Annotated in this window: 20 protein-coding genes; 14 read left to right on the forward strand and 6 right to left on the reverse strand. The window is 69.0% G+C overall.

All coding sequences use genetic code 11. The features are described 5' to 3' along the window. Position 1: 1 nt before the first annotated feature. A complete protein-coding gene (locus tag BDK63_RS13970; protein ID WP_246386140.1) occupies positions 2-2,281 on the forward strand; it encodes a heavy metal translocating P-type ATPase in 2,280 nt (759 codons plus the stop codon). Between the two features lie 44 nt (positions 2,282-2,325). Beyond that, positions 2,326-3,582, forward strand: a complete 1,257-nt coding sequence (locus tag BDK63_RS13975) for a GspE/PulE family protein (RefSeq protein ID WP_183332994.1) — start codon at positions 2,326-2,328, stop codon at positions 3,580-3,582. 17 nt (positions 3,583-3,599) lie between these two features. Here the strand turns inward: BDK63_RS13975 and BDK63_RS13980 are convergent, their stop codons facing one another. Further along, the gene (locus BDK63_RS13980; RefSeq protein WP_183332996.1) at positions 3,600-6,014 is read right to left on the reverse strand and encodes a phosphoketolase family protein; all 2,415 of its coding nucleotides are present in this window, start codon (positions 6,012-6,014) and stop codon (positions 3,600-3,602) included. A gap of 231 nt (positions 6,015-6,245) precedes the next feature. Here BDK63_RS13980 and BDK63_RS13985 point away from each other — a divergent pair, with 231 nt between their 5' ends. Continuing rightward, complete coding sequence (locus BDK63_RS13985; RefSeq protein WP_183332998.1) at positions 6,246-6,860, forward strand: L,D-transpeptidase family protein; 615 nt, start codon at positions 6,246-6,248, stop codon at positions 6,858-6,860. A gap of 177 nt (positions 6,861-7,037) precedes the next feature. Continuing rightward, the gene (locus tag BDK63_RS13990; RefSeq protein WP_110069744.1) at positions 7,038-7,301 is read left to right on the forward strand and encodes an Lpp/OprI family alanine-zipper lipoprotein; all 264 of its coding nucleotides are present in this window, start codon (positions 7,038-7,040) and stop codon (positions 7,299-7,301) included. Between the two features lie 106 nt (positions 7,302-7,407). Here BDK63_RS13990 and BDK63_RS13995 read toward each other — a convergent pair whose 3' ends face one another. Together BDK63_RS13995 and mfd are read right to left on the reverse strand one after the other, a co-directional pair. Continuing rightward, the gene (locus BDK63_RS13995; protein ID WP_183333078.1) at positions 7,408-8,430 is read right to left on the reverse strand and encodes a L,D-transpeptidase family protein; all 1,023 of its coding nucleotides are present in this window, start codon (positions 8,428-8,430) and stop codon (positions 7,408-7,410) included. A 168-nt stretch (positions 8,431-8,598) separates the two neighbouring features. After that, the gene (gene mfd, locus BDK63_RS14000; protein ID WP_183333080.1) at positions 8,599-12,048 is read right to left on the reverse strand and encodes a transcription-repair coupling factor; all 3,450 of its coding nucleotides are present in this window, start codon (positions 12,046-12,048) and stop codon (positions 8,599-8,601) included. 230 nt (positions 12,049-12,278) lie between these two features. Between mfd and BDK63_RS14005 the strand changes: the two genes are divergently transcribed. From BDK63_RS14005 to sthA, 10 genes are all read left to right on the forward strand, one after another. Further along, on the forward strand, positions 12,279-13,742 hold the full coding sequence (locus BDK63_RS14005; RefSeq protein ID WP_183333000.1) for a glyceraldehyde-3-phosphate dehydrogenase: 1,464 nt from the start codon (positions 12,279-12,281) through the stop codon (positions 13,740-13,742). A 415-nt stretch (positions 13,743-14,157) separates the two neighbouring features. After that, complete coding sequence (locus BDK63_RS14010) at positions 14,158-15,507, forward strand: Na(+)-translocating NADH-quinone reductase subunit A (RefSeq protein ID WP_183333002.1); 1,350 nt, start codon at positions 14,158-14,160, stop codon at positions 15,505-15,507. Between the two features lie 2 nt (positions 15,508-15,509). Next, on the forward strand, positions 15,510-16,733 hold the full coding sequence (locus BDK63_RS14015; RefSeq protein ID WP_183333004.1) for an NADH:ubiquinone reductase (Na(+)-transporting) subunit B: 1,224 nt from the start codon (positions 15,510-15,512) through the stop codon (positions 16,731-16,733). Next, positions 16,733-17,548: a Na(+)-translocating NADH-quinone reductase subunit C gene (locus BDK63_RS14020; RefSeq protein ID WP_183333006.1), complete on the forward strand. Its 816-nt coding sequence runs from the start codon at positions 16,733-16,735 to the stop codon at positions 17,546-17,548. The genes BDK63_RS14015 and BDK63_RS14020 overlap by 1 nt, the downstream gene beginning before the upstream one ends. A gap of 2 nt (positions 17,549-17,550) precedes the next feature. Next, on the forward strand, positions 17,551-18,219 hold the full coding sequence (locus tag BDK63_RS14025; protein ID WP_183333008.1) for an NADH:ubiquinone reductase (Na(+)-transporting) subunit D: 669 nt from the start codon (positions 17,551-17,553) through the stop codon (positions 18,217-18,219). A 1-nt stretch (position 18,220) separates the two neighbouring features. Beyond that, a complete protein-coding gene (nqrE, locus tag BDK63_RS14030; protein ID WP_183333010.1) occupies positions 18,221-18,838 on the forward strand; it encodes an NADH:ubiquinone reductase (Na(+)-transporting) subunit E in 618 nt (205 codons plus the stop codon). A gap of 72 nt (positions 18,839-18,910) precedes the next feature. Beyond that, the gene (gene nqrF, locus BDK63_RS14035; protein ID WP_183333012.1) at positions 18,911-20,143 is read left to right on the forward strand and encodes an NADH:ubiquinone reductase (Na(+)-transporting) subunit F; all 1,233 of its coding nucleotides are present in this window, start codon (positions 18,911-18,913) and stop codon (positions 20,141-20,143) included. 35 nt (positions 20,144-20,178) lie between these two features. Continuing rightward, positions 20,179-20,907, forward strand: a complete 729-nt coding sequence (locus BDK63_RS14040) for an FAD:protein FMN transferase (RefSeq protein WP_183333014.1) — start codon at positions 20,179-20,181, stop codon at positions 20,905-20,907. Positions 20,908-20,923: 16 nt separating this feature from the next. After that, the gene (gene nqrM, locus BDK63_RS14045; RefSeq protein ID WP_183333016.1) at positions 20,924-21,178 is read left to right on the forward strand and encodes a (Na+)-NQR maturation NqrM; all 255 of its coding nucleotides are present in this window, start codon (positions 20,924-20,926) and stop codon (positions 21,176-21,178) included. A gap of 249 nt (positions 21,179-21,427) precedes the next feature. Beyond that, positions 21,428-22,819, forward strand: coding sequence for a Si-specific NAD(P)(+) transhydrogenase (gene sthA, locus BDK63_RS14050; protein ID WP_183333018.1), 1,392 nt, complete (start codon positions 21,428-21,430; stop codon positions 22,817-22,819). 89 nt (positions 22,820-22,908) lie between these two features. Here sthA and BDK63_RS14055 read toward each other — a convergent pair whose 3' ends face one another. Genes BDK63_RS14055 through BDK63_RS14065 form a run of 3 tightly spaced genes read right to left on the reverse strand, consistent with a single transcriptional unit; the run spans position 22,909 to position 24,701 of the window. Then, positions 22,909-23,331 (reverse strand): DUF488 domain-containing protein, encoded by a 423-nt coding sequence (locus BDK63_RS14055; RefSeq protein ID WP_183333020.1) that lies wholly within the window; start codon positions 23,329-23,331, stop codon positions 22,909-22,911. A gap of 2 nt (positions 23,332-23,333) precedes the next feature. Continuing rightward, positions 23,334-24,293: a PA2778 family cysteine peptidase gene (locus BDK63_RS14060; RefSeq protein ID WP_183333022.1), complete on the reverse strand. Its 960-nt coding sequence runs from the start codon at positions 24,291-24,293 to the stop codon at positions 23,334-23,336. Between the two features lie 12 nt (positions 24,294-24,305). Next, entirely contained in the window at positions 24,306-24,701 is a 396-nt protein-coding gene (locus BDK63_RS14065; RefSeq protein WP_183333082.1) for a PA2779 family protein, read from the reverse strand. Between the last annotated feature and the right edge of the window lie 53 nt (positions 24,702-24,754).

A 24,754-nucleotide genomic window follows, 5' to 3' on the forward strand; every position in this document is an offset into this window, starting at 1 on the left:
CATGACCCGTCGCGACGCCTTCCCGGCTGGCCAGCAAGACGCCGCGACCCTGGCCGGTAGCCCCGCCACCGAGACGGCCGCGCTCGAGGGGGAGCGGCTGCTGCGCTCCGTGGAGGGCATGTGGTGCACCAGCTGTGCCCTGGCCATCGAGCACCGCCTGGGCCGCCTGCCCGGGGTCAGCCGGGCAGGGGTGGACTACCTCTCCGCCACCCTGATGGTGGAGGGGACGCCGGCGGCGGTGGCACCCGAACGTATCGCGGCGGCGGTGGGTCGGCTCGGCTACCGGCTCTGCGACCTCGAGTCGGCACCGGATGCCCGCCAGCGCCTGGACGCCGAGAGCCGGGCCCTGGCGGGGCGGCTGCTGGCGGCCGCCCTGTTCGGCATGTGGACGATGCTGGCCTCGCTGCTGATCTACGCCGGCGCCCTGCCCGAAGCGCGCCTGGAGCGGGTGCTGGCCTGGGTTTCAGGCGCCTTCGCGCTGCCGGTGGTGACCCTGGCCACCTGGCCCTTCTACCGCGCCGCCTGGCGCACCCTGCGCGCGGGGCGCCCCGGCATGGATGCCCTGGTGTCGCTGGGCGTGATCGGGGCGCTGGCGGTTTCGGTGTGGCTGCTGGGTCGGGGCTCGGCGGAGGTCTACTTCGATACCGCCGTGATGCTGGTTCTGCTGCTGCTGGCGGGACGCTGGGTGGAGACCCTGGCCCGCTATCGCGGGCTGCGTGCCCTGGAGGGGCTGGCCCCGCTGCCGGAGCGAGCCTGCCGGCTGGATCCGAGAGGAGAAGACGCCAGGGTGCCCGTCGCGGAAGTCGCGGCCGGCGAGCGCATTCGCGTGGCGAGAGGCGAGACCCTGGCGCTGGATGGCGAGCTGCTCGATGCCGCGGCGCGACTGGATCTCGCCCTGCTCACCGGCGAGAGCCGCCCGCGGACCTTGACCCGGGGGTCACGGCTCTCGGCGGGCTGTCGCAACCTGGGCGCCCCCTTCACCCTGAGGGTGACCGCCGGGGTGGGCGAGCGGCGTCTGGATGGCCTCTACCGTCAGGTGCAGGCCCTGCAGGCGGGGAAGGGCGAGCTGCGCCGCCTGGCGGAGCGCTTCGCCGCCTGGCTCAGCCCCGCCGCCCTGGCCCTGGCGCTGGTCACCCTGGCCTCCCTGCTGCTGGCCGGCGTGGCGCCAGAGGAGGCGGCGGTGCGCGCGCTCTCGGTGCTGGTGGTGGCCTGCCCCTGTGCCGTGGGCCTGGCGGTGCCCCTGGCGAGCCTGGCGGGCACGTCCCGGGCGCTGGAGGCCGGCGTGGTGTTTCGCGACCCCGCGGCCCTGGAGCTTGCCGGCCAGGTTCGCGCCGTGGCCTTCGACAAGACCGGTACCCTGACCCGCGGGGCGCTGCGACTGGCCGCCCTGGGTCCCGTCCCGGGTGTGGCGGAGCGCGACCTGCTGGCCCTGGCCGCCCGGGCCGAATGGGGCAGCGAGCATCCCCTGGGGCTGGCGATCCGCGCCGCCGCCGCCGAGGCGGGGATCGCTCCGGGGCAGGCACCGGCGGCGGTTTCCGAGCACCCCGGCCGGGGGCGCGAGACGCGTGAGGCCGATGGCACGTCACTGCGCATCGGCGCCCCCGACTGGCTGGCCGGGCAGGATGCGGTGCCCGCCTGGCGCAAGGCCGGGCCTCCCTGGGCCACGGAGGTGGCCGTGGCGCGCGATGGGCAGTGGCTGGGCATCCTCTGGCTCGAGGATGACCCCGAGCCCGGTGCCGCGGCGACCCTCGCCGGGCTGCGCGAACAGGGGCTGATGCTGGCGATGATCAGCGGCGATCGTCCGGTGCTGGTGCGCCGCCTCGGCCGCCGGCTGGGACTGGCGCCCGAGGCCTGCTTCGGTGGGCGCTCCCCCGAGGCCAAGCGTCACCTGGTGGCGGCACTGCCGGGCCCGGTGCTCTATGTGGGCGACGGCATCAACGATGCCCCGGCGCTGGCCGCATCGACGGTGGGGGTGGCCTCCGCGGAGGCCAGCGCCGGGGCCCGGGATGCCGCCGCGATCCAGCTGCTGGGCCATGGGGTGCAGGGGGTGCCCGCGGCCATCGCCATCGCCCGGGCCACCCGGCGGGTGATGCGCCAGAACCTGGCCCTCTCGGCGCTCTATAACGCCCTGGCCCTGGGCCTTGCCGGCTGGATGGTAATACCGCCCCAGGCGGCGGTGCTGGCCATGGTGGCCAGCTCGCTGTCGGTGGTAGGCAATGCCGCCCGGCTGGGGCTGGCGCACCCTGGCACGAGCAAGGCCATGGAATCGCGCCTAGGCTGAGAAGGTCTGCACCCGGCCGGGTGCTCCGACCCGCGAGGATATCCATGCCTGCCGACGCGCCCCATGCCGAGTTCCACCGCCGCCTGCTGCCTCGCCTGAGGCCGCTGCTCGAGACGCCCCCCGACCCGGGCGACGATCAGCTCGAGGCCACTACCTTGCTCGAGGACGCCCTGCGCGCCCGGGCCACCGATATCCACCTCGACCCCCACCAGGAGAGCCTGAGGATCCGCCTGCGCATCGACGGGCGGGTCATCGAGGCGCTGCGCGTCGACGCCGGCACCGGCGCCCGGTTGACCAACCAGTTCAAGGTGCTGGCCCGCCTCAATCCGGTGCCGTCACTGGCCGCCGCCGAGGGCAGCTTCAGCTGGCCGCCCGGGGAGGAGGGCAGCGAGGAGACCTTCCTGCGGGTCACCGCGGTGAGCTGCGTGGGGGGCGAGAAGATGGCGGTGCGCTTCCTGGCCCCGCCGGAGAGCTTTCGCGACACCCTGTCGCTGGGGATCGGCGAGCAGGGCGCCCGCGGCATGCGCCGCTGGATGGACGCCACCGGCGGCATGCTGCTGGTGGCCGGTCCCACCGGCTCCGGCAAGACTACCACCCTCTACACCCTGCTCAATCAGCTGCGCCTGACCGACAGCCACGTGATCACCCTGGAGGATCCCGTGGAGTACGAGGTCCCCGGGATCAACCAGATCCAGGTGGACGAGGCCAACGGCCTGGACTTCGCCACCGGCACACGCTCGCTGCTGCGGCTCGACCCGGACTACGTGCTGATCGGCGAGATCCGCGACCCGGACTCGGCCCGGGCGGCCCTCAACGTGGCCGGCAGCGGCCGCTCGCTGATGGGCACCCTGCACAGCCGCGACGCGGTAGGGGTGGTCTCGAGCCTGCGCCACCTGGGACTGGGCGACGCCGAGATCAGCGCCAACCTGGGGCTGGTGGTGGCCCAGCGCCTGGTGCGCCGGCTCTGCGAGCACTGCCGCGAGCGCCAGCCGCTGCCGGCGCGGGAGGCCGAATGGCTGAAGGCGGTGGGCGCGACCCTGCCGGCCTCGGCGTGGATGCCGGTGGGGTGCGATCACTGCGACGGCCTGGGCTTCCGAGGGCGCACCGGGGTCTTCGAGGTGTGGCAGCCGACGCCGGAGGACCACGGGCGGATCCTGCGCCATGCCGACGAGTCCCGCCTGCGACGGGCCCTGGTGGAACGCGGCGAGCCGCTGATGTTTGCCGACGGCCTGGCCAAGGCGGAGCAGGGCATCACCTCGCTGCGCGAGGTGCTGCGGATGGGGGCCATCCTGGCGGCCTGAGGCCGCCCGCGGGGCGCTCAGGTGAACCTCAGCGCCTCCGGCTCGCCCTCGCCGGCCAGGGCATCGCGTTCGGCCGGGTTCAGCAGGGCGTCCAGGTCCAGCTCGGCCACCTCGCTGGCGGCTTCCAGCACGTGGGCCCAGGTGGCGCGGTTGGCGAACAGCATGCCGAAGGTGTCCAGGGTACCGCCGCGGTTGCGATAGCCCAGGAAGCGCGAGCGTGTCCCGGTGTCCAGCGGACGCAGCACCCCGGCCAGGGGTTCCGGGCGACAGTGGGCCAGGAAGACCCGGGGGGCCACCTCCGGCACCAGGGTGCTCAGCCGGCACTGGCTCAGCAGGGCGGGTGCCTCCTGCTCGTCCCGGGCCTCGCGCAGCCGGCCGGGCGACTGGATCACGTAGAGGCTGGCCGGGACGCCGGCGGCGTCCAGCCGGGCCAGGGCATGGCGCATCTCGATCAGCTGATAGGCGCCGATGGCGAACAGCTGCAGCCGTGCCCGGTCGTCGTGGCGCAGGCAGAGCAGGCCGTCCTCGTCGAGGCGCCGGGCCTGTTCGGCGTCCAGGCACACCGGCACCGGGCCCTTGGGGACCACCATCACGGCGATGCGCCCGCGGGTGGCGTAGAGGCTCTGCAGCGCCGTGGCCGCGCTGGTGGCATCCACCGGGAAGAGCACCGGGGCGACGTCGTCCATCTCGCCGAGCCAGGCCTCGCAGAGGGTCGGGTCCTGATGGGACTGCTCGTTCTTGCCGTTCTCCCAGGTGTGGGAGCTGGCCAGCACCGGCACCGACAGCCAGCCCGGCTCGCGCCCCGCCTCGCGGCAGTGGCGGGCGAAGATCGCCTCCTGGCGCATGGCGCCCAGCATCTTGACCGCGAAGGCCTCGTAGCTGGCCACCAGGTTCAGCCCCTGCCTGTTGGCCAGGGCTGCGCTGACCACCGCCTCCTCGTTCAGCGCGGTGATCACCGCGCCGTGGAGCGATTCGGCCACGCCGTCCTCGGGCTCGGTGACCCGGTGCTGCAGCAGGTCGAGTGTGCGGTTCAGCCGGTTGCTGCGCATCTCGTCGGGGTTGCCCACCCGCACCCGAAGGCCGGGATTGGCCTCCACCAGGGCGGCGAAGGTCGCATCGATGGCGGCCATGGGCGAGACAGGCTCGCCCAGGGGCCACTCGCGCGGCTCGGGCAGGGTGGGCAGGTCGGGATGCGGGTGGGCCAGGGGATGGTCGCGTTCGCGCACCCGCGCGTCCCGGGCGTGGGTGTTGAGGGTTGCGATGGCCTCGCGCAGCTTGCCTTCGGGCACGTGAAGCGCCCGGGCGCCGGCGTTGAAGGCGTCCCGGGCCGCCGCGTCGGTGGCCGGGTTGTCGACCAGCGGCAGGTTGTGGGCGGCGTTGGTGCCGGCGCCGGGGAAGCCGAAGCCCTTGACCGTCTCGGCGATCACGTAGGGCAGGCGCAGCGGGTAGCGGGTCCGGCCGGCGCGCGCCAGTTCGGCCTGGTCGGCGAGTTCCGCCTCGGCGGTGAGGATCGCCCAGACGAAGGCCGCCGGATCGCGGCCGTCGATGGTCAGCGGGGCGAAGCCGTTGAGCACCAGGTGGTCCTCGAACCAGTCGGTGCCGCCGGACTGGCTCATGGTGGTGCGCTGGTCGATGCGCCGGCCGTTGGCGATCATCACCGGCACCACCGGGCCCGAATCGTCCGGTCGCCACCAGCGCGAGGCCCAGTCGCTGCCGCGCTGCTCCTCGAAGGCGCCATCGCTGAGGAAGGCCACCAGGGACTGCCCGGGCAGGGGCATGTGCACGTACTGCAGGCCGGCGAAGCCCAGGTAGCCGCCCTCGCCGGTGCCGCCGGCCGTATGGGCATTGACGTGGCTGCCCAGCGGCGAGACCGGGTAGCCGTCGGCGCTCACCTCGCAGCGGTAGAAGTCGTTGACCAGGCGCGTCAGGCCCGCGTCGTCGAGCCCGTAGCGCGCCCCATGGGCGGGCCCCATGTTGTCCGTCAGCAGGTTGACGGCATCGATGGCGGCCACGCAGTGGCCCTGACCCATCATCCAGCTGCGCGTCATCCCGCTGATGGCGTTGGCGGCCAGGTAGCCCACATAGGCGGGGACCATGTTCAGCGCGCCCCCGGTATGCCCCTCGGGAGTCGGCTTGAAGTCGTCGGCACCGAGCGGCTCGCCGTCGAGGCGCACCCGCCGGGCGTAGGTCATGTGGGCCACCAGCCACATGCCCATGCAGGCCAGGCGATCGGCGGCCCGCAGGTGCGCCAGCCAGTCGCGGCGCCTGGCGGGGTCGCCGGCATGGCGCTCCAGCAGCCGCGAGACACGCTCGACGGTGACGGGGTCATGACGGATGACGCCGACGCCTCGGGTCCAGGCCACAAAGTCGGGATCACGGGTGAGGGGAGCGGGCGCGAAAGGGGAGGCGGGACGCGGATCATCGACGGGCATGCAGGACTCCTTGGACCGGGATGCCGGCGGGGGTGACATTCCCCGGACCCCCTTAGCCTAGATGCCCGCGCCGAGGGCCACCATGATCGAGCGCATCTTCGCGTGCCCTTGACAGTCAACACCTGACAGGCAGGGGGCGATTGCGCTATAAACGATGTTGAATGCCAGGGGCCGCGGCGGTCATCCGTCCGGCTGGCCACACTGCCCGAAACCGAGTCGAGTGATACCCCGATGAAACCCCTCTCACGACGCCGCTTCGCCCTGATGGCCCTCGGTGCCCCGTTCGCCCTGCTCGGCGCTGAGGCCGCGCGGGCCAACCTGATCGAGACGCTGCTGTCGCGAGCGCACCTCCCGCGCCACGACGACGAGCTCTGGGTGCTGGTGGAGGATCGCGAGGCTGCGCTGTCGGTCTATCGCGGCAATCGCATGCTGGAGCGCTTCGCCCCCATCTCCCTGGGCCGCAGCGGCGCCAGGCCGGCCCGTCTGCGCGGCAGCAACGTCACGCCGCTGGGCGAGTTCCGTGTCAACCGCTTCAACCGCGAGAGCGACTGGCACATCTTCATCGGCCTGGACTACCCCACCCCGACCCATGCGCGCATGGCGCTGGAGGAGGGCGTCTACTCCCAGCAGGACTACGACGACTACTTCGACTACTACCGCCGGCGTGGCTACCCGCCCCAGCAGACGGCCCTCGGCGGCTTCATCGGCATCCACGGGATCGGCAAGGGCGACCCCGAGATCCACCAGCAGTTCCACTGGACCCAGGGATGCGTGGCGGTGACCGACGACCAGATCGAGCGACTCGCCTCGCTGATCGACATTGGCACTCGCGTCGTGATCCGCTAGGCTTTACATGCGCAAGGGACGTTCACAGCTATGGACAAGCGCCGCCTTGTATTATAAAACAGCGTTTGACTCCTGTGCTTCGCAGCACAAGTCGCTGCAAGATGGCCTGCATGTGCAGGAAGCCTGATCGTCAGGCAATCACCAACGCAGTACCAAGGAAGACTCAAGGAGAACACCATGACTCTGAAGACCACCCTGAAGCTGACCGCCGCCGCTGCATCCCTGGCCATCCTGGCTGGTTGTGCCTCCACCAGCGCGCTGGAAGAAGTTCGCCAGACCGCCGAGTCCGCGCAGGCCGACGCTGCAGAAGCACGCAGCATCGCCACCCAGGCTCAGAACACCGCCAACCAGGCGCAGCGTGACGCCCAGGCGGCTCTGCAGATGTCCGAGCAGAACCGTGACGAGATGAACCGCATGTTCCAGCGCTCCATGCAGAAGTAATTCTGCTGGAGGGCTGGCGCCACCTTCGGGTGGCGGCGGTTCTGCAACACGAGAAGACCCCGCCTCGGCGGGGTCTTCTCGTTTCTGGGTACCGGGTATCCGGCGACTATCGCACGCTGAGCTCCAGCTCGCCGCCGAACAGGCCATCCACCTCGGGTGCCGGCTCGGCGGGGGTGGGCGCTTGCTCGGCGGTCTGCAGCAGCGAGACGAGCAGGCCGTCCGGCGCCTCCACCAGCTCGCGCAGCCGGGCATAGTCCACCGGCGGCTGCTCGTCACCGAAGGCCCGGGTCACGGCCTCGATGGCGTTGAGCAGGGGCTCGAAGCTGCCCTGGTTCTCCTCGAGCTGGGGGAACGACTGAGCATAGAGCACGCCATCGTCCGACCACCCGGCCTTGAAGGGCTGGTCGATGATGTTCACCTTGGTGCCGCTGGGCACCCGCTCGTAGAGGGACTCGATGTCCTCGGGGAACATGCGGATGCAGCCGCGGCTGACCCGCATGCCAACCCCGTCCGGCCGGTTGGTCCCGTGGATCAGGTAGCTCGGCAGGCCAAGCAGGATGGCATGGCGGCCCAGGGGGTTGTCCGGGCCGGGGGGCACCACGGCGGGCGGCGGCTCGCCGCGGGCGGCCGCCTCCTCGCGCATGGAGCGGGGCGGCGACCAGGCGGGATCCTTGACCTTGACGGTGGTACGGGTCACGCCCACCGGGGTGGAGAAGCCCTCGCGCCCGACGCTGATCGGGTAGGTCTCGACCACGCCGGGGGAGGAGTAGTAGTAGAGGCGCAGCTCGGAGAGGTTGACCACGATGCCCTCGCGGGGGGCGTCGGGCAGGATGTGCTGGTTGGGAATCACCACCTCGGTGCCCTCGAAGGGCGCCCAGAGGCTCACGTCGGGGTTGGCCATGCGCATGGCCTCGTAGCCCACGTTGTGCTCGCGGGCGAGGTCCACCAGGGTGTCGCCCTCCTGGATCGTCAGGGTGAAGTTCTCGCCGATCACGTTGCCGGTCTCGGGCAGCGGGAAGTGGCCGCGCGGCCACTCCTCCTCGGCCAGGGCGCCGGAGGCGATCAGGGTGGAGAGTCCCAGGGCGAGGGCGCAGCGGGCGCCGCGCCGGGCCAGTGTCGAGGTGTTCATCAACGTCATGTCGTCTCTTGCGGGGCGCCGACGGGGGTCGACGCGGCCAGGGTTGGGGGTGCCGGGCGCTCCCTGCCCGGCGCCGTGGGGTCGGCGGCGATGAAACGCGGTAGCCCATAGTATAGATTGCCGCGAGCCGCGGCGGTACGCCAGCCTTTCGTCCAGCGGCTACGCCGCCTCGGCCTTGCGGTTGAGGGTCTCGAGCAGCTGCTCGACGACCTGGAAGCGTGTCTCCTCCTTCTCCATGGCTGCCTCGAAGCGCAGGGTGTCGGCGCCGTCCAGCCGGTAGTGCGCCGGGTCCTGCTGGATCAGGGTGACCAGGGTGAGCGGGTCGACCCGGGTATGGCCGGCGAAGATGATCCGGCCGCGTTCGGGGCCCGCCTCGAGCCGTGCGATGCCGAGCCGTTCGGCACGCTGGCGCAGCCGGGTCTGGCGCAGCAGGGTCTTGACCGGCGCCGGCAGCAGGCCGAAGCGGTCGATCATCTCCACCTGCAGCTCCTTGAGCTCCGCCTCGTCGGCGGCGCTGCTGATGCGCTTGTACATCACCAGGCGCTGCTGGACGTCGTGCAGGTAGTCATCGGGAATCAGCGCCGGCAGGTTGAGGCTCACCTCGACCCCCTCGTCCAGCGGGGCCTCGATGTTGGGGGTCTTGCCGGCGCGGATTGCCGCCACGGCGCGGTCGAGCATCTGCATGTAGAGGCCGTAGCCGATCGCCTCCATCTGGCCGCTCTGCTCCTCGCCGAGCAGCTCGCCGGCGCCGCGGATCTCCATGTCGTGGCTGGCCAGGGTGAAGCCGGCGCCCAGGTCCTCGGCCCCGGCGATCGCCTCGAGGCGCTTGACGGCGTCCTTGGTCATCACCCTGGGCGGCGGGGCGAGCAGGTAGGCGTAGGCCTGGTGGTGGCTGCGGCCCACCCGCCCGCGCAGCTGGTGCAGCTGGGCCAGGCCGAAGCGGTCGGCGCGCTCGATGACGATGGTGTTGGCGCTGGGCACGTCGATGCCGGTCTCGATGATGGTGGAGCAGACCAGCACGTTGAAGCGCTTGTGGTAGAAGTCCGACATAACCCGTTCCAGCGAACGCTCGGGCAGCTGGCCGTGGGCCACCCCGACCCGCGCCTCGGGCACCAGCGCGCGGACCGTCTCGGCGGCGGTCTCGATGGTCTTCACCTCGTTGTGCAGGAAGTAGACCTGGCCGCCGCGGAGGATCTCGCGCAGGATCGCCTCCTTGATGATCGCCTCGTCGCGCTGCTGCACGAAGGTCTTCACCGAGAGGCGCCGCGCCGGAGGGGTGGCGATGATCGACAGGTCGCGGATGCCGCTCATGGCCATGTTGAGGGTGCGCGGGATCGGCGTGGCGGTCATGGTCAGGATGTCGACCTCGGCACGCAGGCTCTTGAGCCGCTCCTTCTGGGCCACGCCGAAGCGGTGCTCCTCGTCGATGATCAAAAGCCCCATCTTCGGCAGCTGCATCGATTTCGAGAGCAGCTTGTGGGTGCCGATGACGATGTCAGCCTGGCCCTCCTCGATACGCTTGACGGAGGCGGCCTGCCCCTTGCCGGCGGTGAAGCGCGAGATCAGCTCCACGTTCACCGCGGTATCGGCGAAGCGGTCGCGGAAGTTCTCGTAGTGCTGGCGGGCGAGCAGGGTGGTGGGCACCAGCACCACCACCTGGCGGCCGGAGTGCACCGCCAGGAAGGCGGCGCGCATGGCCACCTCGGTCTTGCCGAAGCCCACGTCGCCGCAGACCACGCGGTCCATGGGGCGCGGGGCGGTCATGTCCCCGATGACCGCCTGGATGGCGGCGCGCTGGTCCGGGGTCTCCTCGAAGGGGAAGTTGGCGGCGAAGCGGGCATACTCGGCGTCCGGGGGCGCACAGGCGAAGCCCTCGCGGGCCTCGCGGCGGGCGTAGATGTCGAGCAGCTCGGCGGCGGTGTCGCGGATCTTCTCGGCGGCCTTCCTGCGCGCCTTCTGCCACTGCTCCGAGCCCAGCCGGTGCAGCGGGGCGAGCTCGTCGTCGGCGCCGGCATAGCGCGAGATCAGGTGCAGGCTGTCGACGGGCACGTAGAGCCGTGCGCCGTCGGCGTACTCCAGGGTCACGAACTCGGCGGCCTGACCGCCGGCCTCCAGGGTATCCAGCCCCTTGTAGCGACCGACGCCGTGGGTCTGGTGCACCACCGGCGCGCCGGGGCGCAGCTCCGAGAGGTGGCGGATGGCGAGCTCGTTGTCGTCGGTGGCCTTCTCCCGCCGGCGGCTCTGGCGCACCACGTCGCCGTAGAGCTCCGCCTCGCTGATCACCGCCAGGTCGGGGTCGGTCAGCCACAGGCCAGCATCGATCTCGCCCTCGGTGATCGCCAGGGGGGCGTCCGCCGCGAGGAAGTCGGCGAAGTCCTCGACATGGGGCAGGGCGAGGCGCAGCGGTGCCAGGGCCTCCTCCAGCGCCTCGCGGCGGCCACGGGATTCGGCCACGAACAGCACCCGGGTGGCCGCGTGCTCGGCGAGGAAGGTCGACAGCGGGGCCAGCGGTTCCCGGGCCCGGGCGTTGATGCCGACGGCGGGCGGTGCCTGGGTGGTCGGCGCCAGGGCGTGGCGGTGGGCGTCGTCGTCGATGAATTCCACCCGGGGGTGGCGCTTGATGGCGCCGAACACCTCGGCCACCGGCACGAAGGCGCGGTGGGGCGGCAGCAGTGGCCGGGTGGGGTCGACGCCGAGGTTCTCGAAGCGGCTCTCGATGGCCGCCCAGTGGTGTTCGGCGGCGTCGAAGACGCCGGGGAGCAGCGCCACCCGGGTGCCCTCGGCGAGGTGCTCGAACAGCGTCGCGGTCTGTTCGAAGAACAGCGGCAGGTACTGCTCGAGGCCGGGGGAGGGGATGCCCTTGAGGGCGTCCACATAGAGCGGGCACTGGCGGGGGTCGACGTCGAACAGCGTCTCGAAGCCCTCGCGGAAGCAGGCGATCGCCGAGCGCGACAGCGAGTACTCGTGGGCCGGCAGCAGCTCCACCGCCTCGACCCGGTCGGCGCTGCGCTGGGTATCCGGGTCGAAGGTGCGCAGGGTGTCGATCTCGTCGTCGAACAGGTCGATGCGCAGCGGGGCCTCGGTCCCCATGGGGAAGAGGTCGATCAGCGCCCCGCGCAGGGCATACTCGCCGGGCTCGTACACCGTCTCCACGGCCCGGTAGCCGGACCGCGACAGGGCATCCCGGAAGCCCTCCCGGTCCAGGGTCTGGCCCACCGCCAGGGTCATCACCCGGCCGGCGATGTAGTCCACCGGGGGCAGGCGCTGCATCAGGGTGTTGATGGGGACCAGCACGATGCCGTGCACCCCGTCCTGCAGCCGGCGCAGGGTGCGCAGCCGCGCCGAGACGATGTCCTGGTGGGGCGAGAAGCTGTCGTAGGGCAGGGTCTCCCAGTCGGGGAAGGGCAGCACCGGCATGCGGCTGTAGAAGCGCAGCTCGTTCTCCAGGCGCAGCGACTGGGCGGTGTCGGCGGTGATCACCAGCAGCGGGGCATCCTCGGCGAGGTGTGCCAGGGCCAGGGCGCTGGCACTGCCCTGGGGCGTCTGCCAGTAGAGGGTGTCGCGCAGCCCCTGGGGCCGCGGCGGGTCGAGCGGCGAGAAGTTCGGCATGGTCACGTCGGTCGGCTGTCGGCGGGGCGGTCCGCCGGGGGTCATGGGAATCGGGTCCGGAGAGCAACCATCATACCAGCCCGCCTCTCTCCCTGTCGGCAAACCGGCTTGTAGTCAAACGGCCGTTCCTGTAATCCCCCTACAGGGGCTGCGACCATCCTGCGATTGCCCCGAGGGGGTCGGCCCCGGATAATGGCGCCGATCCCATAACCCCACCAGTGAGGCCTCACGTGAGTCAGCAACCCTCCGATACCGTCTTCCAGGAATGGCACGACAACCAGGCGCTTGCCGAGCAGATGATCCCGATGATCGGTAGCCTCTACCGGCACAACAACGTGGTCACCACCCTCTATGGGCGGTCGCTCTTCAACCGCAGCGTGATCCGGATCCTGAAGGACCACCGCTTCGTGCGCAAGGTCGAGGGAACCGAGCTTTCCGTGCAGGACACCTTCCCGCTGGTCAAGGCGATGACCGAGCTCAACCTGGGCCCGGCCCACGTCGATGTCGGCAAGCTGGGCGTGGCGTTCAAGAAGCAGGGCGGTGGCGATGCCGTGGCCTTCCTGCGCCGGGAGCTCGAGGAGATCGTCGACGCCCATGACGCGAACGGCAACAACGGCGAGCCCAAGGACGTGGTGCTCTACGGCTTCGGCCGCATCGGCCGCATCCTGGCCCGCGTGCTGGTCGAGAAGGCCGGTGGCGGCAACCTGCTGCGCCTGCGCGCCATCGTCGTGCGTGGCCGCGGCGATATCGCCAAGGACCTCGAGAAGCGGGCGAGCCTGCTGCGCCGCGACTCCGTCCACGGTCCCTTCGACGGCACCATCAGCGTCGACGCCGAGGCGCGTACCATCACCGCCAACGGCAATGTCATCCAGGTGATCTACGCCGATTCCCCCGCCGAGGTCGACTACACCGCCTACGGCATCGACAACGCCGTGGTGGTCGACAATACCGGCATCTGGCGCGACGAGGCCGGCCTCGGCCAGCACCTGGAGTGCAAGGGCGTGGCCAAGGCGCTGCTCACCGCGCCGGGCAAGGGCGACATCAAGAACATCGTCTACGGCATCAACCACGACGACATCGCCGCCGACGACAGCATCCTCTCCGCGGCCTCCTGTACCACCAACGCCATCGTGCCGGTGCTCAAGGTCCTCAACGACGAGTTCGGCGTCGAGCACGGCCATGTGGAGACCGTGCACTCCTATACCAACGACCAGAACCTGATCGACAACTACCACAAGGGCGACCGTCGCGGCCGCAGTGCCCCGCTGAACATGGTGCTCACCGAGACCGGTGCCGCCAAGGCGGTGGCCAAGGCGCTGCCGGAGTTCGCCGGTAAGCTGACCGGCAACGCCATCCGCGTGCCGACCCCCAACGTCTCCATGGCGATCCTCAACCTGCGCCTGGAGAAGGAGACCGACGCCGAGGCCCTCAACGACTTCCTGCGTCGCATGTCCATCGGCTCCGCCTACCAGAAGCAGATCGACTACGTCGACTCCCCCGAGGTGGTCTCCACCGACTTCGTCGGCAACCGCCATGCCGGCATCGTCGACGCCAAGGCGACCATCGCCAACGGCAAGAACGCCGTGCTCTACGTCTGGTACGACAACGAGTTCGGCTACAGCTGCCAGGTGGTCCGCATCCTGCAGCACATGTCCAACGTGCACTTCCTCAAGCTGCCGCGCGCCAGCGCGTAAGGCCTTCGGGCAGCGGCAAGCCCCGAGCCGCCAAGCTGACCCGTGACGGGCGGCAGGAGCCGAGGCCGATAACGAGAAGCCCCGTCGGCGTTGAATCCGGCGGGGTTTCTTCGTTGGTGCCCCGAATTGCCATGACATCATGATGCGGCGCTCGGCGCTCGGCGCTCGGCGCTCGGCGCTCGGCGCTGCCGCCTGGCCGCTTTACGGCCTGCGACAATTTTTCCCTTGCTCTCTGTCACCGTCTGCGACCTTCGCGCAGGTGGTCATCGTCCTGCCTTGTCTTTATAATACGGGGGATTTTTCGGGGTGGTCCGGGCATGCCCTGGGCCTGACTGGTAACGTACTGAAAACACAAGAATTCGAACCCATTCGAACCCCTTTCTTCATCTATCCGATCCATCAACTGGGCGAGACTATGATCGAAGTCAAGAAAGGCCTGGATCTCCCCATCACGGGAGCGCCCGAGCAGCGCATCGAGGATGCGCGCGCGGTGCGCCATGTGGCGGTCCTGGGACCCGACTACGTCGGCATGAAGCCGACCATGGAGGTCCAGGAGGGGGACAGAGTCAAGCTGGGCCAGCTGCTCTTTACCGACAAGAAGATCGATGGCGTGCGCTTCACCGCGCCGGCCGCCGGCGAGGTGGTCGCCATCAACCGTGGCGAGAAGCGCCGCCTGCTCTCGGTGGTGATCAAGGTCGACGAGACCGAGGAAGCCGTCGAGTTCAAGGCCCACGGCCGTGACAAGCTCGAGGGCCTCGAGCGTCAGGCGGTGGTCGATCAGCTGGTCGAGTCGGGCCTGTGGACCGCGCTGCGCACCCGTCCCTACTCGCGCACCCCGGCCATCGACGGTATCCCGACGGATATCTTCGTCACCGCCGTGGACACCCATCCGCTGTGCCCGAACCCTGCCGAGATCATCAACGAGCAGCCCGAGGCCTTCGAGGATGGCCTCAAGGTGCTGGCCCGCCTGACCGAGGGCAAGGTCTACCTGTGCACCGCGCCCGAGGCGCGCATCCCGGGCGGTGACGTCAAGGGCGTGCAGGTCGAGACCTTCGGCGGTCCGCACCCGGCCGGCCTGGTCGGCACCCATATCCACCACCTCTCGCCGGTGGCGCTGCACAAGCGCGTCTGGCACATCGGCTACCAGGACGTCATCGCCTTCGGCAAGTTCTTCGCGGAAGGCAAGCTGGACGTCAGCCGCATCGTGGCGGTGGGCGGTCCGCGCGCCGAGAATCCGCGCCTGCTGCGCACCCGTATCGGGGCCAGCACCGAGGAACTGCTGGCCGGTGAAGTGGTCGACCCCGAAGGCACCCGCGTGATTTCCGGCTCGGTCTTCTCCGGTTTTGCCTGCGAAGGCAGCCTTCGCTACCTGGGTCGCTTCCACAACCAGTTCAGCCTCCTCGAGGAGGGCAACAAGCGCCTCTTCATGGGCTGGCTCTCACCGGGCGCCAACCGCCACTCGGTGCTGGGCATCTACCTGTCGAAGATCACCGGGCTCAAGGACTACGCGCCGACCACCTCCACCAACGGCTCCGAGCGGGCCATGGTGCCGGTGGGGGCCTACGAGACCGTGATGCCGCTGGATATCCTGCCCACGCAGCTGCTGCGCTCGCTGATCGTCGGTGACATCGAGACTGCCATGCAGCTCGGGTGTCTGGAGCTGGATGAAGAGGACCTGGCCCTGTGCACCTACGTGTGTCCGGGAAAGTACGAGTACGGTCCCATCCTGCGTGACAACCTCACCCTGATCGAGAAAGAGGCCTGATCATGCCGATTCGACAGACACTCGACAATCTCGAGCCGCACTTCCACAAGGGCGGCAAGTACGAGAAGTTCTACCCCCTCTTTGAAGCGGTAGACACCATCTTCTATGCGCCGCCCAGCGTGGCCAAGACCACCGCCCACGTGCGTGACGGGGTCGACCTCAAGCGCATCATGATCACCGTCTGGATGTGCACCTTCCCGGCGATGTTCTTCGGCATGTGGAACGCCGGCTGGCAGGCCAACACCGCCATCGCCGACGGCTACGCCTCCATGGCCGGCTGGCGCGAGGCGATCATGATGGTGCTGGCCTCAGGCCACAACCCGGACAGCCTGTGGGCCAACTTCGTGCTCGGCGCCACCTACTTCCTGCCGATCTACCTGGTGACCTTCGCCGTGGGTGGCTTCTGGGAGGTGCTGTTCGCGGTCAAGCGCGGCCACGAGGTCAACGAGGGCTTCTTCGTCACCTCCGTGCTCTACGCCCTGATCCTGCCGGCCACCATCCCGCTGTGGCAGGTGGCGCTCGGCATCACCTTCGGCGTGGTGATCGGCAAGGAGATCTTCGGCGGTACCGGCAAGAACTTCCTCAACCCGGCCCTGACCGGCCGTGCCTTCCTCTACTTCGCCTACCCGGCGCAGATCTCGGGTGACGCGGTGTGGGTGGCGGCCGACGGCTACACCGGTGCCACCGCGCTGTCGCTCGCCTTCCAGGACGGCATGGCCGCCCTGACCAGCACCTACAGCTGGTGGGATGCCTTCATTGGCTACATCCCCGGCTCGGTGGGCGAGGTCTCCACGCTGGCGATCCTGATCGGCGCGGCGGTGCTGCTGTGGACGAAGATCGCCTCCTGGCGAATCATGCTCGGGGTCTTCCTCGGCATGGTGGCGACCAGCGCGCTGTTCAACCTGATCGGCTCCGACAGCAACCCGATGTTCGCCATGCCCTGGTACTGGCACCTGGTCGTCGGCGGCTTCGCCTTCGGCATGGTGTTCATGGCCACCGACCCCGTGTCCGCCGCCATGACCAACCAGGGTCGCCTGCTGTTCGGCGCGCTGATCGGCGTCATGACCGTGCTGATCCGCGTGGTGAACCCGGCCTTCCCTGAAGGCATCATGCTGGCGATCCTGTTCGCCAACCTGTTCGCCCCGCTCATCGACCACTTCTTTGTTCAGGCCAACATCAAGCGCCGCATGCAGCGCACCGGTGTGCCGGCCGAGGAGACTGCCTGATGGCACAGAGCAACAACTCCATCAAGAAGATCCTGACGGTGGCGTTCGCACTTTGCATCGTGTGTTCGGTCATCGTCTCCACCGCCGCGGTGGCGCTGCGTCCCCTGCAGCAGCTCAACCAGGAGCTGGACCGCAAGACCAACATCCTCAACGTGGCCAACCTCTATGAGCCCGGCATGGATGTGGAAGCGGCCTTCCGGGACATCACGCCCCGCGTGGTGAACCTGGAGACCGGCCAGTACTCCGACCAGCACGACCCGCAGACCTGGGACGGCTTCGAGGCGCGCCGCGACCCGGCGGCCTCGCGGACCCTCTCCGGCGCGCGTGACCCGGCGGGCCTCTCCCGTGTCGAGAACTACGCCACCGTGTACCTGGTGGGTGACCCCGACGATCCCGAGCAGATCATCCTGCCGATCCGCGGCCAGGGCCTGTGGGGCCTGATGCGCGGCTTCCTCTCCGTGGAGGGCGACGGCAACACCATCGTCGGTATCACCTACTACGAGCACAGCGAGACCCCGGGGCTGGGGGCCGAGGTCAACAACCCGCGCTGGCAGGCCCAGTGGGAAGGCAAGCAGATCTTCGACGAAGAGGGTCAGCTTGCTCCTGCCATCCGCGTGGCCAAGGGCAGCGGCAGCGGTGACCACGAGGTCGACGGCCTCTCCGGTGCCACCCTGACCAGCAACGGCGTCACCAACATGCTGCAGTTCTGGCTGAGCCCGGAAGGCTTCGGCGAGTACCTGGCCAAGTTCCGCAGCGCGGTGGACCCGGGCGAGGCCCAGGACGCCGACGTCGAACTCGAAGCTGAAGGAGCCTGATCATGTCAGCCGCGACTCCCAAGGGCGTCCTGACGACGCCGGTCTTCAAGAACAACCCCATCGCGCTGCAGGTGCTCGGCATCTGCTCCGCGCTGGCGGTGACCACCAGCATGAGCGTCTCGCTGGTCATGACCCTGGCGGTCATCTTCGTGACCGCCTTCGCCAACCTGTTCGTGTCGCTGATCCGGCACCATATCCCGTCCTCCATCCGCATCATCGTGCAGATGACCATCATCGCCTCGCTGGTGATCGTGGTGGATCAGATCCTCAAGGCGTACGCCTACGAGATGTCCAAGCAGCTCTCGGTGTTCGTCGGTCTGATCATCACCAACTGCATCGTGATGGGGCGCGCGGAAGGCTTTGCCATGCAGAACAGCCCCGGGATGTCCTTCCTGGACGGCATCGGCAACGGCCTGGGCTACGGCTTCATCCTGATGACCGTGGGCTTCTTCCGCGAACTGTTCGGTGCCGGCAGCGTGTTCGGCTTCACCGTGCTCGAGACCGTGCAGAACGGTGGCTGGTACGTGCCCAACGGCCTGCTGCTGCTGCCGCCGTCGGCGTTCTTCATCATCGGCCTGATCATCTGGGTGCTGCGCAGCCTCAACCCGGAGCAGATCGAGGAGAACGAGTTCAAGATGAAGCACAACACCGAACCGAAGGAGGCCGTATAACATGGAACACTATCTGAGCCTGTTCGTTGCCTCGGTCTTCGTCGAGAACCTGGCCCTGGCATTCTTCCTCGGCATGTGTACCTTCCTGGCGGTGTCCAAGAAGGTCTCGGCGGCCTTCGGTCTCGGCATCGCCGTGATCGTGGTGCTGACCATCGCCGTACCGGTCAACAACCTGGTGTTCACCTTCCTGCTGGCGGAAGGGGCGCTGACCTGGACCGGGATCAGCGGTGCCGAGAACATCGACCTGTCGTTCCTGGGCCTGCTCAGCTACATCGGCGTCATCGCCGCGCTGGTGCAGATCCTGGAGATGTTCCTCGACAAGTACGTGCCCACGCTCTACAACGCGCTGGGCGTCTTCCTGCCGCTGATCACCGTTAACTGCGCCATCCTCGGCGGCGTGCTGTTCATGGTCGAGCGCAACTACAACTTCGGCGAGTCCGTGATCTACGGCCTCGGTTCCGGGGTTGGCTGGGCGCTGGCCATCACGGCGCTTGCGGGTATCCGCGAGAAGCTCAAGTACAGCGACGTTCCCGGCTCCCTGCAGGGGCTGGGCATCACCTTCATCACCGTGGGCCTGATGTCGCTGGGCTTCATGTCCTTCTCCGGCATCCAGCTCTGAGGCAGGTCGTGTTTTCCCGGCGGTGCAAGGCACCGTCGGGGACCAGGCAACGTCAAGCAATAGGAAACCGACATGGTTGATACAACAGTCATCTTGCTCGGTGTGGTCATGTTCACCGTGGTCGTCATCGGCCTGGTACTGGTGATCCTGGCTGCCCGCAGCAAGCTCGTCAGCACCGGGGACGTGACCATCGAGGTCAACGGCGACCCCGAGCACACCCTGACCACCCAGGCCGGCGGCAAGCTGCTCAACACCCTGGCGGCCAACGGCATCTTCCTGTCGTCCGCGTGTGGCGGCGGCGGCTCCTGCGCCCAGTGCAAGTGCCGGGTGGAAGAGGGCGGCGGGGCGATCCTGCCCACCGAGGAGTCCCACTTCACCATGCGCGAGAAGAAGGAGGGCTGGCGCCTCTCCTGCCAGGTGCCGGTGAAGCAGGACATGAAGGTCGAGGTGCCCGAGGAGGTCTTCGGCGTCAAGAAGTGGGAGTGCGAGGTCATCGGCAACCCCAACGTCGCCACCTTCATCAAGGAACTCAACCTCAAGCTCCCCGAGGGCGAAGAAGTGGCCTTCCGCGCCGGCGGCTACGTGCAGCTGGTGGCCCCGCCCTACGACATCTCCTTCAAGGATTTCGACATCGAGGAGGAGTACCGGGGCGACTGGGAGAAGTTCGAGCTGTTCAACATCTCCCACAAGAACAACGAGGAAGTCATCCGCGCCTACTCCATGGCGAACTATCCGGAAGAGAAGGGCATCCTCAAGTTCAACATCCGTATCGCCACGCCGCCACCCAACACCAGCCATCCGCCGGGCCTGATGTCCACCTACGTCTTCAGCCTGAAGCCGGGTGACAAGGTCACCGTGATGGGCCCCTTCGGCGAGTTCTTCGCCAAGGATACCGATGCCGAGATGGTCTTCGTCGGCGGCGGTGCGGGCATGGCGCCGATGCGCAGCCACATCTTCGACCAGCTCAAGCGCCTCAAGTCCCAGCGCAAGATCTCGTTCTGGTACGGCGCGCGCTCCTGGCGCGAGACCTTCTACAACGAGGAGTACGACCAGCTGGCCGAGGAGTTCCCCAACTTCGAGTGGCACCTGGCGCTCTCCGACCCGCAGCCCGAGGACAACTGGGAAGGCCCCACCGGCTTCATCCACAACGTCCTCTACGAGAACTACCTCAAGGACCATCCGGCCCCCGAGGACTGCGAGTACTACATGTGCGGGCCGCCCATGATGAACGCCTCGGTGATCAAGCTGCTGCTTGACCTGGGCGTGGAACCCGAGAACATCCTGCTGGACGACTTCGGCGGGTGATCTCCCTCGCCGCGAGGCGACACCCGGGGCTGGCCTTGCGGCCAGCCCTCTTTCTGTTCGCCCTGCTCATGCCGGTTGCCCTGCTGGGCGGCTGCCGGCAGCAGGGCGACTGGCAGCACCTCGAGGGCGTGGCCCTCGATACCGGCTACCACATCACGCTGAATGGCGACCTGCAGGCAGCGGAACGAGAACTGCTGATGGCCGCCATCCAGGGTGAACTGGCCAGCCTGGAGACCGAATCCGAGACGCTGCAGGGCCTGCTGCTGGCCGGCTGGCCGACGCGGGACGCGGCGCAGCTCCCGTTCCTCGCGTCGCTGCTGGAGGCCCTGCGGGGGGCCCAGCAGGCCAGGGCCGTGGATCGCCTCGATGCCGTGCTGGCCGAGTTCGGCATCGACCATGCCATGGTCGAGCTGGGCGGGGTGGTACGCACCCGGGGCCAGGCGGGGCGCCACCCCTGGCGCCTGGCCCTCGACCGGTCGGGGCTCGATGACGCCCCGGCACCGCCCCTGCGGCTGCGCGACGCCGCGCTGGTCACTCGTGAGCCGCCTGGCGACGCCCTGATGCCGGACGGTGGCGGTGAGCGCCTGCTGGCGGTCAGCGTCGTGGCCGACACGGCGGAGCAGGCCGACCGACGCGCTCGCGAGCTGCTGCTGTCGGGGCCGTCGGCCGCCGACATGGAACAGGCGATTCGCCTTGTGGTCCTGAGACCACAGGGTATCGACATTCAATACGGTACCGCACTCGAGCCACTGCTCGAGCGCTGACCGAAGGAGAGCACTCATGACCATCTGGATCATCGCATTCGCCTTCATGCTGCTGATCATGGCCGCCATGGCCGTAGGGGTGATCCTCGGCCGCAAGCCCATCGCCGGCTCCTGCGGCGGGCTCAACCAGCTCGGCCTCAAGGAGGGCTGCGAGGTGTGCGGTGGCAAGGACGAGGTGTGCGAGGAGGAGAACCGCAAGCGCGGCAGCCAGCGCCGCCGCAGCGACGAGAGCCGCGGTGCCGACCTCGGCTACGACGCCACCCGGCGCTAGGCCCCAAGGCCAGCGACAAGGAGCACGACAAGTCGGCTAGCCCCCAGGGTCTGTGATCCCTGGTAGGAACTGGGCTCTGCCCGGCGAATGGAGACCGAAGGGCTCCCTGGCGGTGTTCGCCAATGCCAGCGACTCTGCCGGGGCGCCTGCGGTGCCATTCGTCGAGGCGTCGAACCGCTCGCTGAGCGTGGCTCCCACCAGAAGAAACAGCCTCAACGGGTGCCCAATAGCAAGGAGATCGAGCAGCCAATGGCAGTCCAACACTACGATGTGGTGGTGATCGGCACCGGCCCTGCCGGCGAGAGCGCCGCCATCAACGCCGCCAAGCATGGCAAGCGCGTGGCGGTGGTCGAGAAGCAGCCCCTGGTGGGGGGCAACTGCACCCACTGGGGCACCATTCCCTCCAAGGCGCTGCGCCACCAGGTCAAGCAGATCATGCAGTTCAATACCAACCGCATGTTCCGCGATATCGGCGAGCCGCGCTGGTTCTCCTTCCCCAGGGTCATGGAGCGCTCGCGCATCACCATCGACCAGCAGGTGGAGATGCGCACCAAGTTCTATGCCCGCAACCGCATCGACCTGTTCACCGGCGTGGCGCGTTTCAAGGACGAACACACCCTGCTGGTGCGTGACGAGCACGAGGGGATGGAGGAGCTGGTCGCCCAGAAGGTCATCATCGCCACCGGCTCGCGTCCCTACCGTCCGGCGGACATCAACTTCCGCCATCCGCGGATCTACTGCTCGGACACCATCCTCAGCCTGTCCCACACGCCGCGCACCCTGATCATCTTCGGTGCCGGGGTCATCGGCTGCGAATACGCCTCGATCTTCTCGGGGCTCGGCGTCAAGGTCGACCTGATCAACAACCGCGACAGCCTGCTCAGCTTCCTGGATGACGAGATCAGTGACGCGCTCTCCTACCACCTGCGCAAGCACGGGGTGCTGATCCGCCACAACGAGGAGTACGATCGGGTCGAGGGTGACGAGTCCGGCGTGACCGTGCACCTCAAGTCGGGCAAGCGGCTGCGGGCCGATGCCTTCCTGTGGGCCAACGGGCGCACAGGCAACACCGACCAGCTGGGGCTCGAGAACATCGGGCTCGAGGCCAATTCCCGCGGCCAGCTGCAGGTGGACGAGCACTACCGCACGGCCATCCCCCACATCTATGCCGCCGGCGACGTGATCGGCTGGCCGAGCCTCGCCAGCGCCGCCTACGACCAGGGGCTCAACGCCTCCAGCGAGATGGTCGATGACGACTTCCGCTACGTCACCGAGGTGCCCACCGGGATCTACACCATCCCCGAGATCAGCTCCTTCGGGCGCAACGAGCGGGAGCTGACCGAGGCCAGGGTGCCCTACGAGGTGGCCCAGGCCTTCTTCAAGGATACCGCCCGGGCCCAGATCACCGGCGACACCGTGGGCATGCTCAAGATCCTCTTCGACCAGGACACCCTGGAGATCTACGGTATCCACTGCTTCGGCGACCAGGCCTCGGAGATCGTCCACATCGGCCAGGCGATCATGCAGCAGAAGGGCGAGGCCAACACGCTGAAGTACTTCGTCAGCACCACCTTCAACTATCCCACCATGGCCGAGGCCTATCGCGTGGCGGCCCAGAACGGGCTGAACCGGGTGTTCTAGTCGAGCACTGCCGTCCCTCCAGACGACGTAAGCCCGCAGGCGATGCCTGCGGGCTCTTTCATTACCGACGCGCGGCTGCCCGAGCCCCGCTATTCGTCCAGCCGGTGGGCATAGCAGGGCGGCGAGGCCGGTTCCCGATCCGCGCCGTCCTCGTCATGCAGGGCCTTGAGCAGGGCGTCACGCAGGATCGGCAGGTGGGAGGCCTCCAGGTCGCGTGCCGCCGAGAGCAGCGTCAACCGGCCCCGTCGGGCGTGTCGCATCAGCGGCACCAGGCTGTCGGGGTCGTCGCGCAGTTCGCCGCGATAGCGGGCGGCAAACACGCCGGCGCTGATCTCGCCGCGATGGTACTGGCGGCGCAGTGCCGGAGAGGGCGAGGCGTCACGGTACCAGTCGGTGAGCGCCAGGCTCTCCCGGCGCTTGCCGCGAGGCCAGAGGCGGTCGACCAGGACCCTGGCGCCCTCCTCGTCGGTGGCGTCGGCATAGATGCGCTTGAGCGTGATCTCGTAGGCCATGGCTATTCCTCCTGAAGCGCGTCCAGCGCCTCTCGGGCATGGGGCTGCCAGTGGCCGGGCTGCGCGGCGACACGTTCCAGGGCGTCCCTCGCCCCGCCGAGATCGCCCTGGCCCCGCCTGGCCAGGCCCAGGTTGAGCCAGGCGACGGCCAGCTCGGGCTGTGCCGAGACGGCCCGCTCGAAGGCCGCAATGGCGGCCTCGCTGTCGCCGCTGGCATGCCGGGCATTGCCCAGTCCGAACTGCACCATGCCGTTCCCGGGGAAGCGGTCGGCCAGCGCGGCCCAGGCGGGAAGGCTCGCCTCGGCGCCATGGAGACGCTCGAAGGCGCTGATCGCCTCCATGGCGGCGGCGGGCCGGACGCCCTCGGGCAGCTGCCCCGGCGGCAAGGCAACGAAGGCCCAGCGCTCGCTGCGGGCCCAGGTGGCATCGAAGCGGCGGAAGGACTCGACGCGCCGAGGCTCCTCGCCGCTGTGCAGGATCAGCTCGTCACGGTCGAGGTCGAAGCCGATGGCCACCGCGTAGTGCCACATGGGCCAGGCGGGCAGCGCGAGGTTCTGCATCACCACCACGGGATGGCCCGACGCCACCTCGGTGAGCAGGGCATCGAGCCGTCCCTCGATCACGAAGGGAATACGGCCGTGGCGACGCACGGTGGCCAGCATCTCGGGCTGCACGCTGCCCTCGCGCTCGGGCAGGAAGACCTGGGGAATCAGGGTGTCGACGTCGATATCGACACCGCCGTCGTTGAGCACCATGGCCAGCGAAGCGGGACCGCACTGGTAGTCGCGCTGCGCGTGGAAGGGCACGTCATCGAGCAGCAGCTGGCGGGGCAGGCGCTCCTCGGTGGTCTCGGCCAGGCGCGGGGTGCTGGCGCAGCCGACCAGGGTGAGCATCAGCAGCACCAACGCGAGAACGCCCGCAGGGCGGGCGTTCCAGGGGTGCCGGATTCGGCGTGATGTCATGGGGCTCCCCGCTCAGCGGGTGAAGGGGAAGACGTTGGTCAGGCCGAGGATGTCGGTGACCAGCAGGATCACGAAGACGGCGAACAGGGCGCCGACCACGCTGGCACCGGCGGGCAGCTGCTCGAGCTGGTCGGCCATCTGGGCGGCCTCCGCGTCGGAGAGGGCGGCCACGCGGGCTTCCACCTCGGCGAGGTCAACGCCCTGGGCCACCAGCTGCTGCTGGACGTCGTCGCGGGCGAGGATCTCGTGGATCCGCTCGCGATCGGCCTGGCCGCGCTCGGCGTTCAGGGCCGCCTGGGTGGTGATCAGGTCGCTGCCCGGGGAGGCCGGGGCGGCGGCCACGGGGAGGCTGCCCAGGACCAGGGCGGTGATCAGCAGCGGGCTGAGGTAACGGCAGATCTTCTTCATCATGTCGGTGTTCCTTCTTCGTTGGAGTGGCTTCCGGCTCCTTGATGATCCAC

This window comes from Halomonas campaniensis (assembly GCF_014193375.1).
GTDB classification, from domain to species: domain Bacteria; phylum Pseudomonadota; class Gammaproteobacteria; order Pseudomonadales; family Halomonadaceae; genus Halomonas; species Halomonas campaniensis.

Coding starts and splice junctions, on each gene's coding strand:
- BDK63_RS13970 (WP_246386140.1), top strand. CDS start 2: ATGACCCGTCGCGACGCCTTCCCGGCTGGCCAGCAAGACGCCGCGACC.
- BDK63_RS13975 (WP_183332994.1), top strand. CDS start 2,326: ATGCCTGCCGACGCGCCCCATGCCGAGTTCCACCGCCGCCTGCTGCCT.
- BDK63_RS13980 (WP_183332996.1), bottom strand. CDS start 6,014: ATGCCCGTCGATGATCCGCGTCCCGCCTCCCCTTTCGCGCCCGCTCCC.
- BDK63_RS13985 (WP_183332998.1), top strand. CDS start 6,246: ATGAAACCCCTCTCACGACGCCGCTTCGCCCTGATGGCCCTCGGTGCC.
- BDK63_RS13990 (WP_110069744.1), top strand. CDS start 7,038: ATGACTCTGAAGACCACCCTGAAGCTGACCGCCGCCGCTGCATCCCTG.
- BDK63_RS13995 (WP_183333078.1), bottom strand. CDS start 8,430: ATGAACACCTCGACACTGGCCCGGCGCGGCGCCCGCTGCGCCCTCGCC.
- mfd (WP_183333080.1), bottom strand. CDS start 12,048: ATGCCGAACTTCTCGCCGCTCGACCCGCCGCGGCCCCAGGGGCTGCGC.
- BDK63_RS14010 (WP_183333002.1), top strand. CDS start 14,158: ATGATCGAAGTCAAGAAAGGCCTGGATCTCCCCATCACGGGAGCGCCC.
- BDK63_RS14015 (WP_183333004.1), top strand. CDS start 15,510: ATGCCGATTCGACAGACACTCGACAATCTCGAGCCGCACTTCCACAAG.
- BDK63_RS14020 (WP_183333006.1), top strand. CDS start 16,733: ATGGCACAGAGCAACAACTCCATCAAGAAGATCCTGACGGTGGCGTTC.
- BDK63_RS14025 (WP_183333008.1), top strand. CDS start 17,551: ATGTCAGCCGCGACTCCCAAGGGCGTCCTGACGACGCCGGTCTTCAAG.
- nqrE (WP_183333010.1), top strand. CDS start 18,221: ATGGAACACTATCTGAGCCTGTTCGTTGCCTCGGTCTTCGTCGAGAAC.
- nqrF (WP_183333012.1), top strand. CDS start 18,911: ATGGTTGATACAACAGTCATCTTGCTCGGTGTGGTCATGTTCACCGTG.
- nqrM (WP_183333016.1), top strand. CDS start 20,924: ATGACCATCTGGATCATCGCATTCGCCTTCATGCTGCTGATCATGGCC.
- sthA (WP_183333018.1), top strand. CDS start 21,428: ATGGCAGTCCAACACTACGATGTGGTGGTGATCGGCACCGGCCCTGCC.
- BDK63_RS14055 (WP_183333020.1), bottom strand. CDS start 23,331: ATGGCCTACGAGATCACGCTCAAGCGCATCTATGCCGACGCCACCGAC.
- BDK63_RS14060 (WP_183333022.1), bottom strand. CDS start 24,293: ATGACATCACGCCGAATCCGGCACCCCTGGAACGCCCGCCCTGCGGGC.
- BDK63_RS14065 (WP_183333082.1), bottom strand. CDS start 24,701: ATGAAGAAGATCTGCCGTTACCTCAGCCCGCTGCTGATCACCGCCCTG.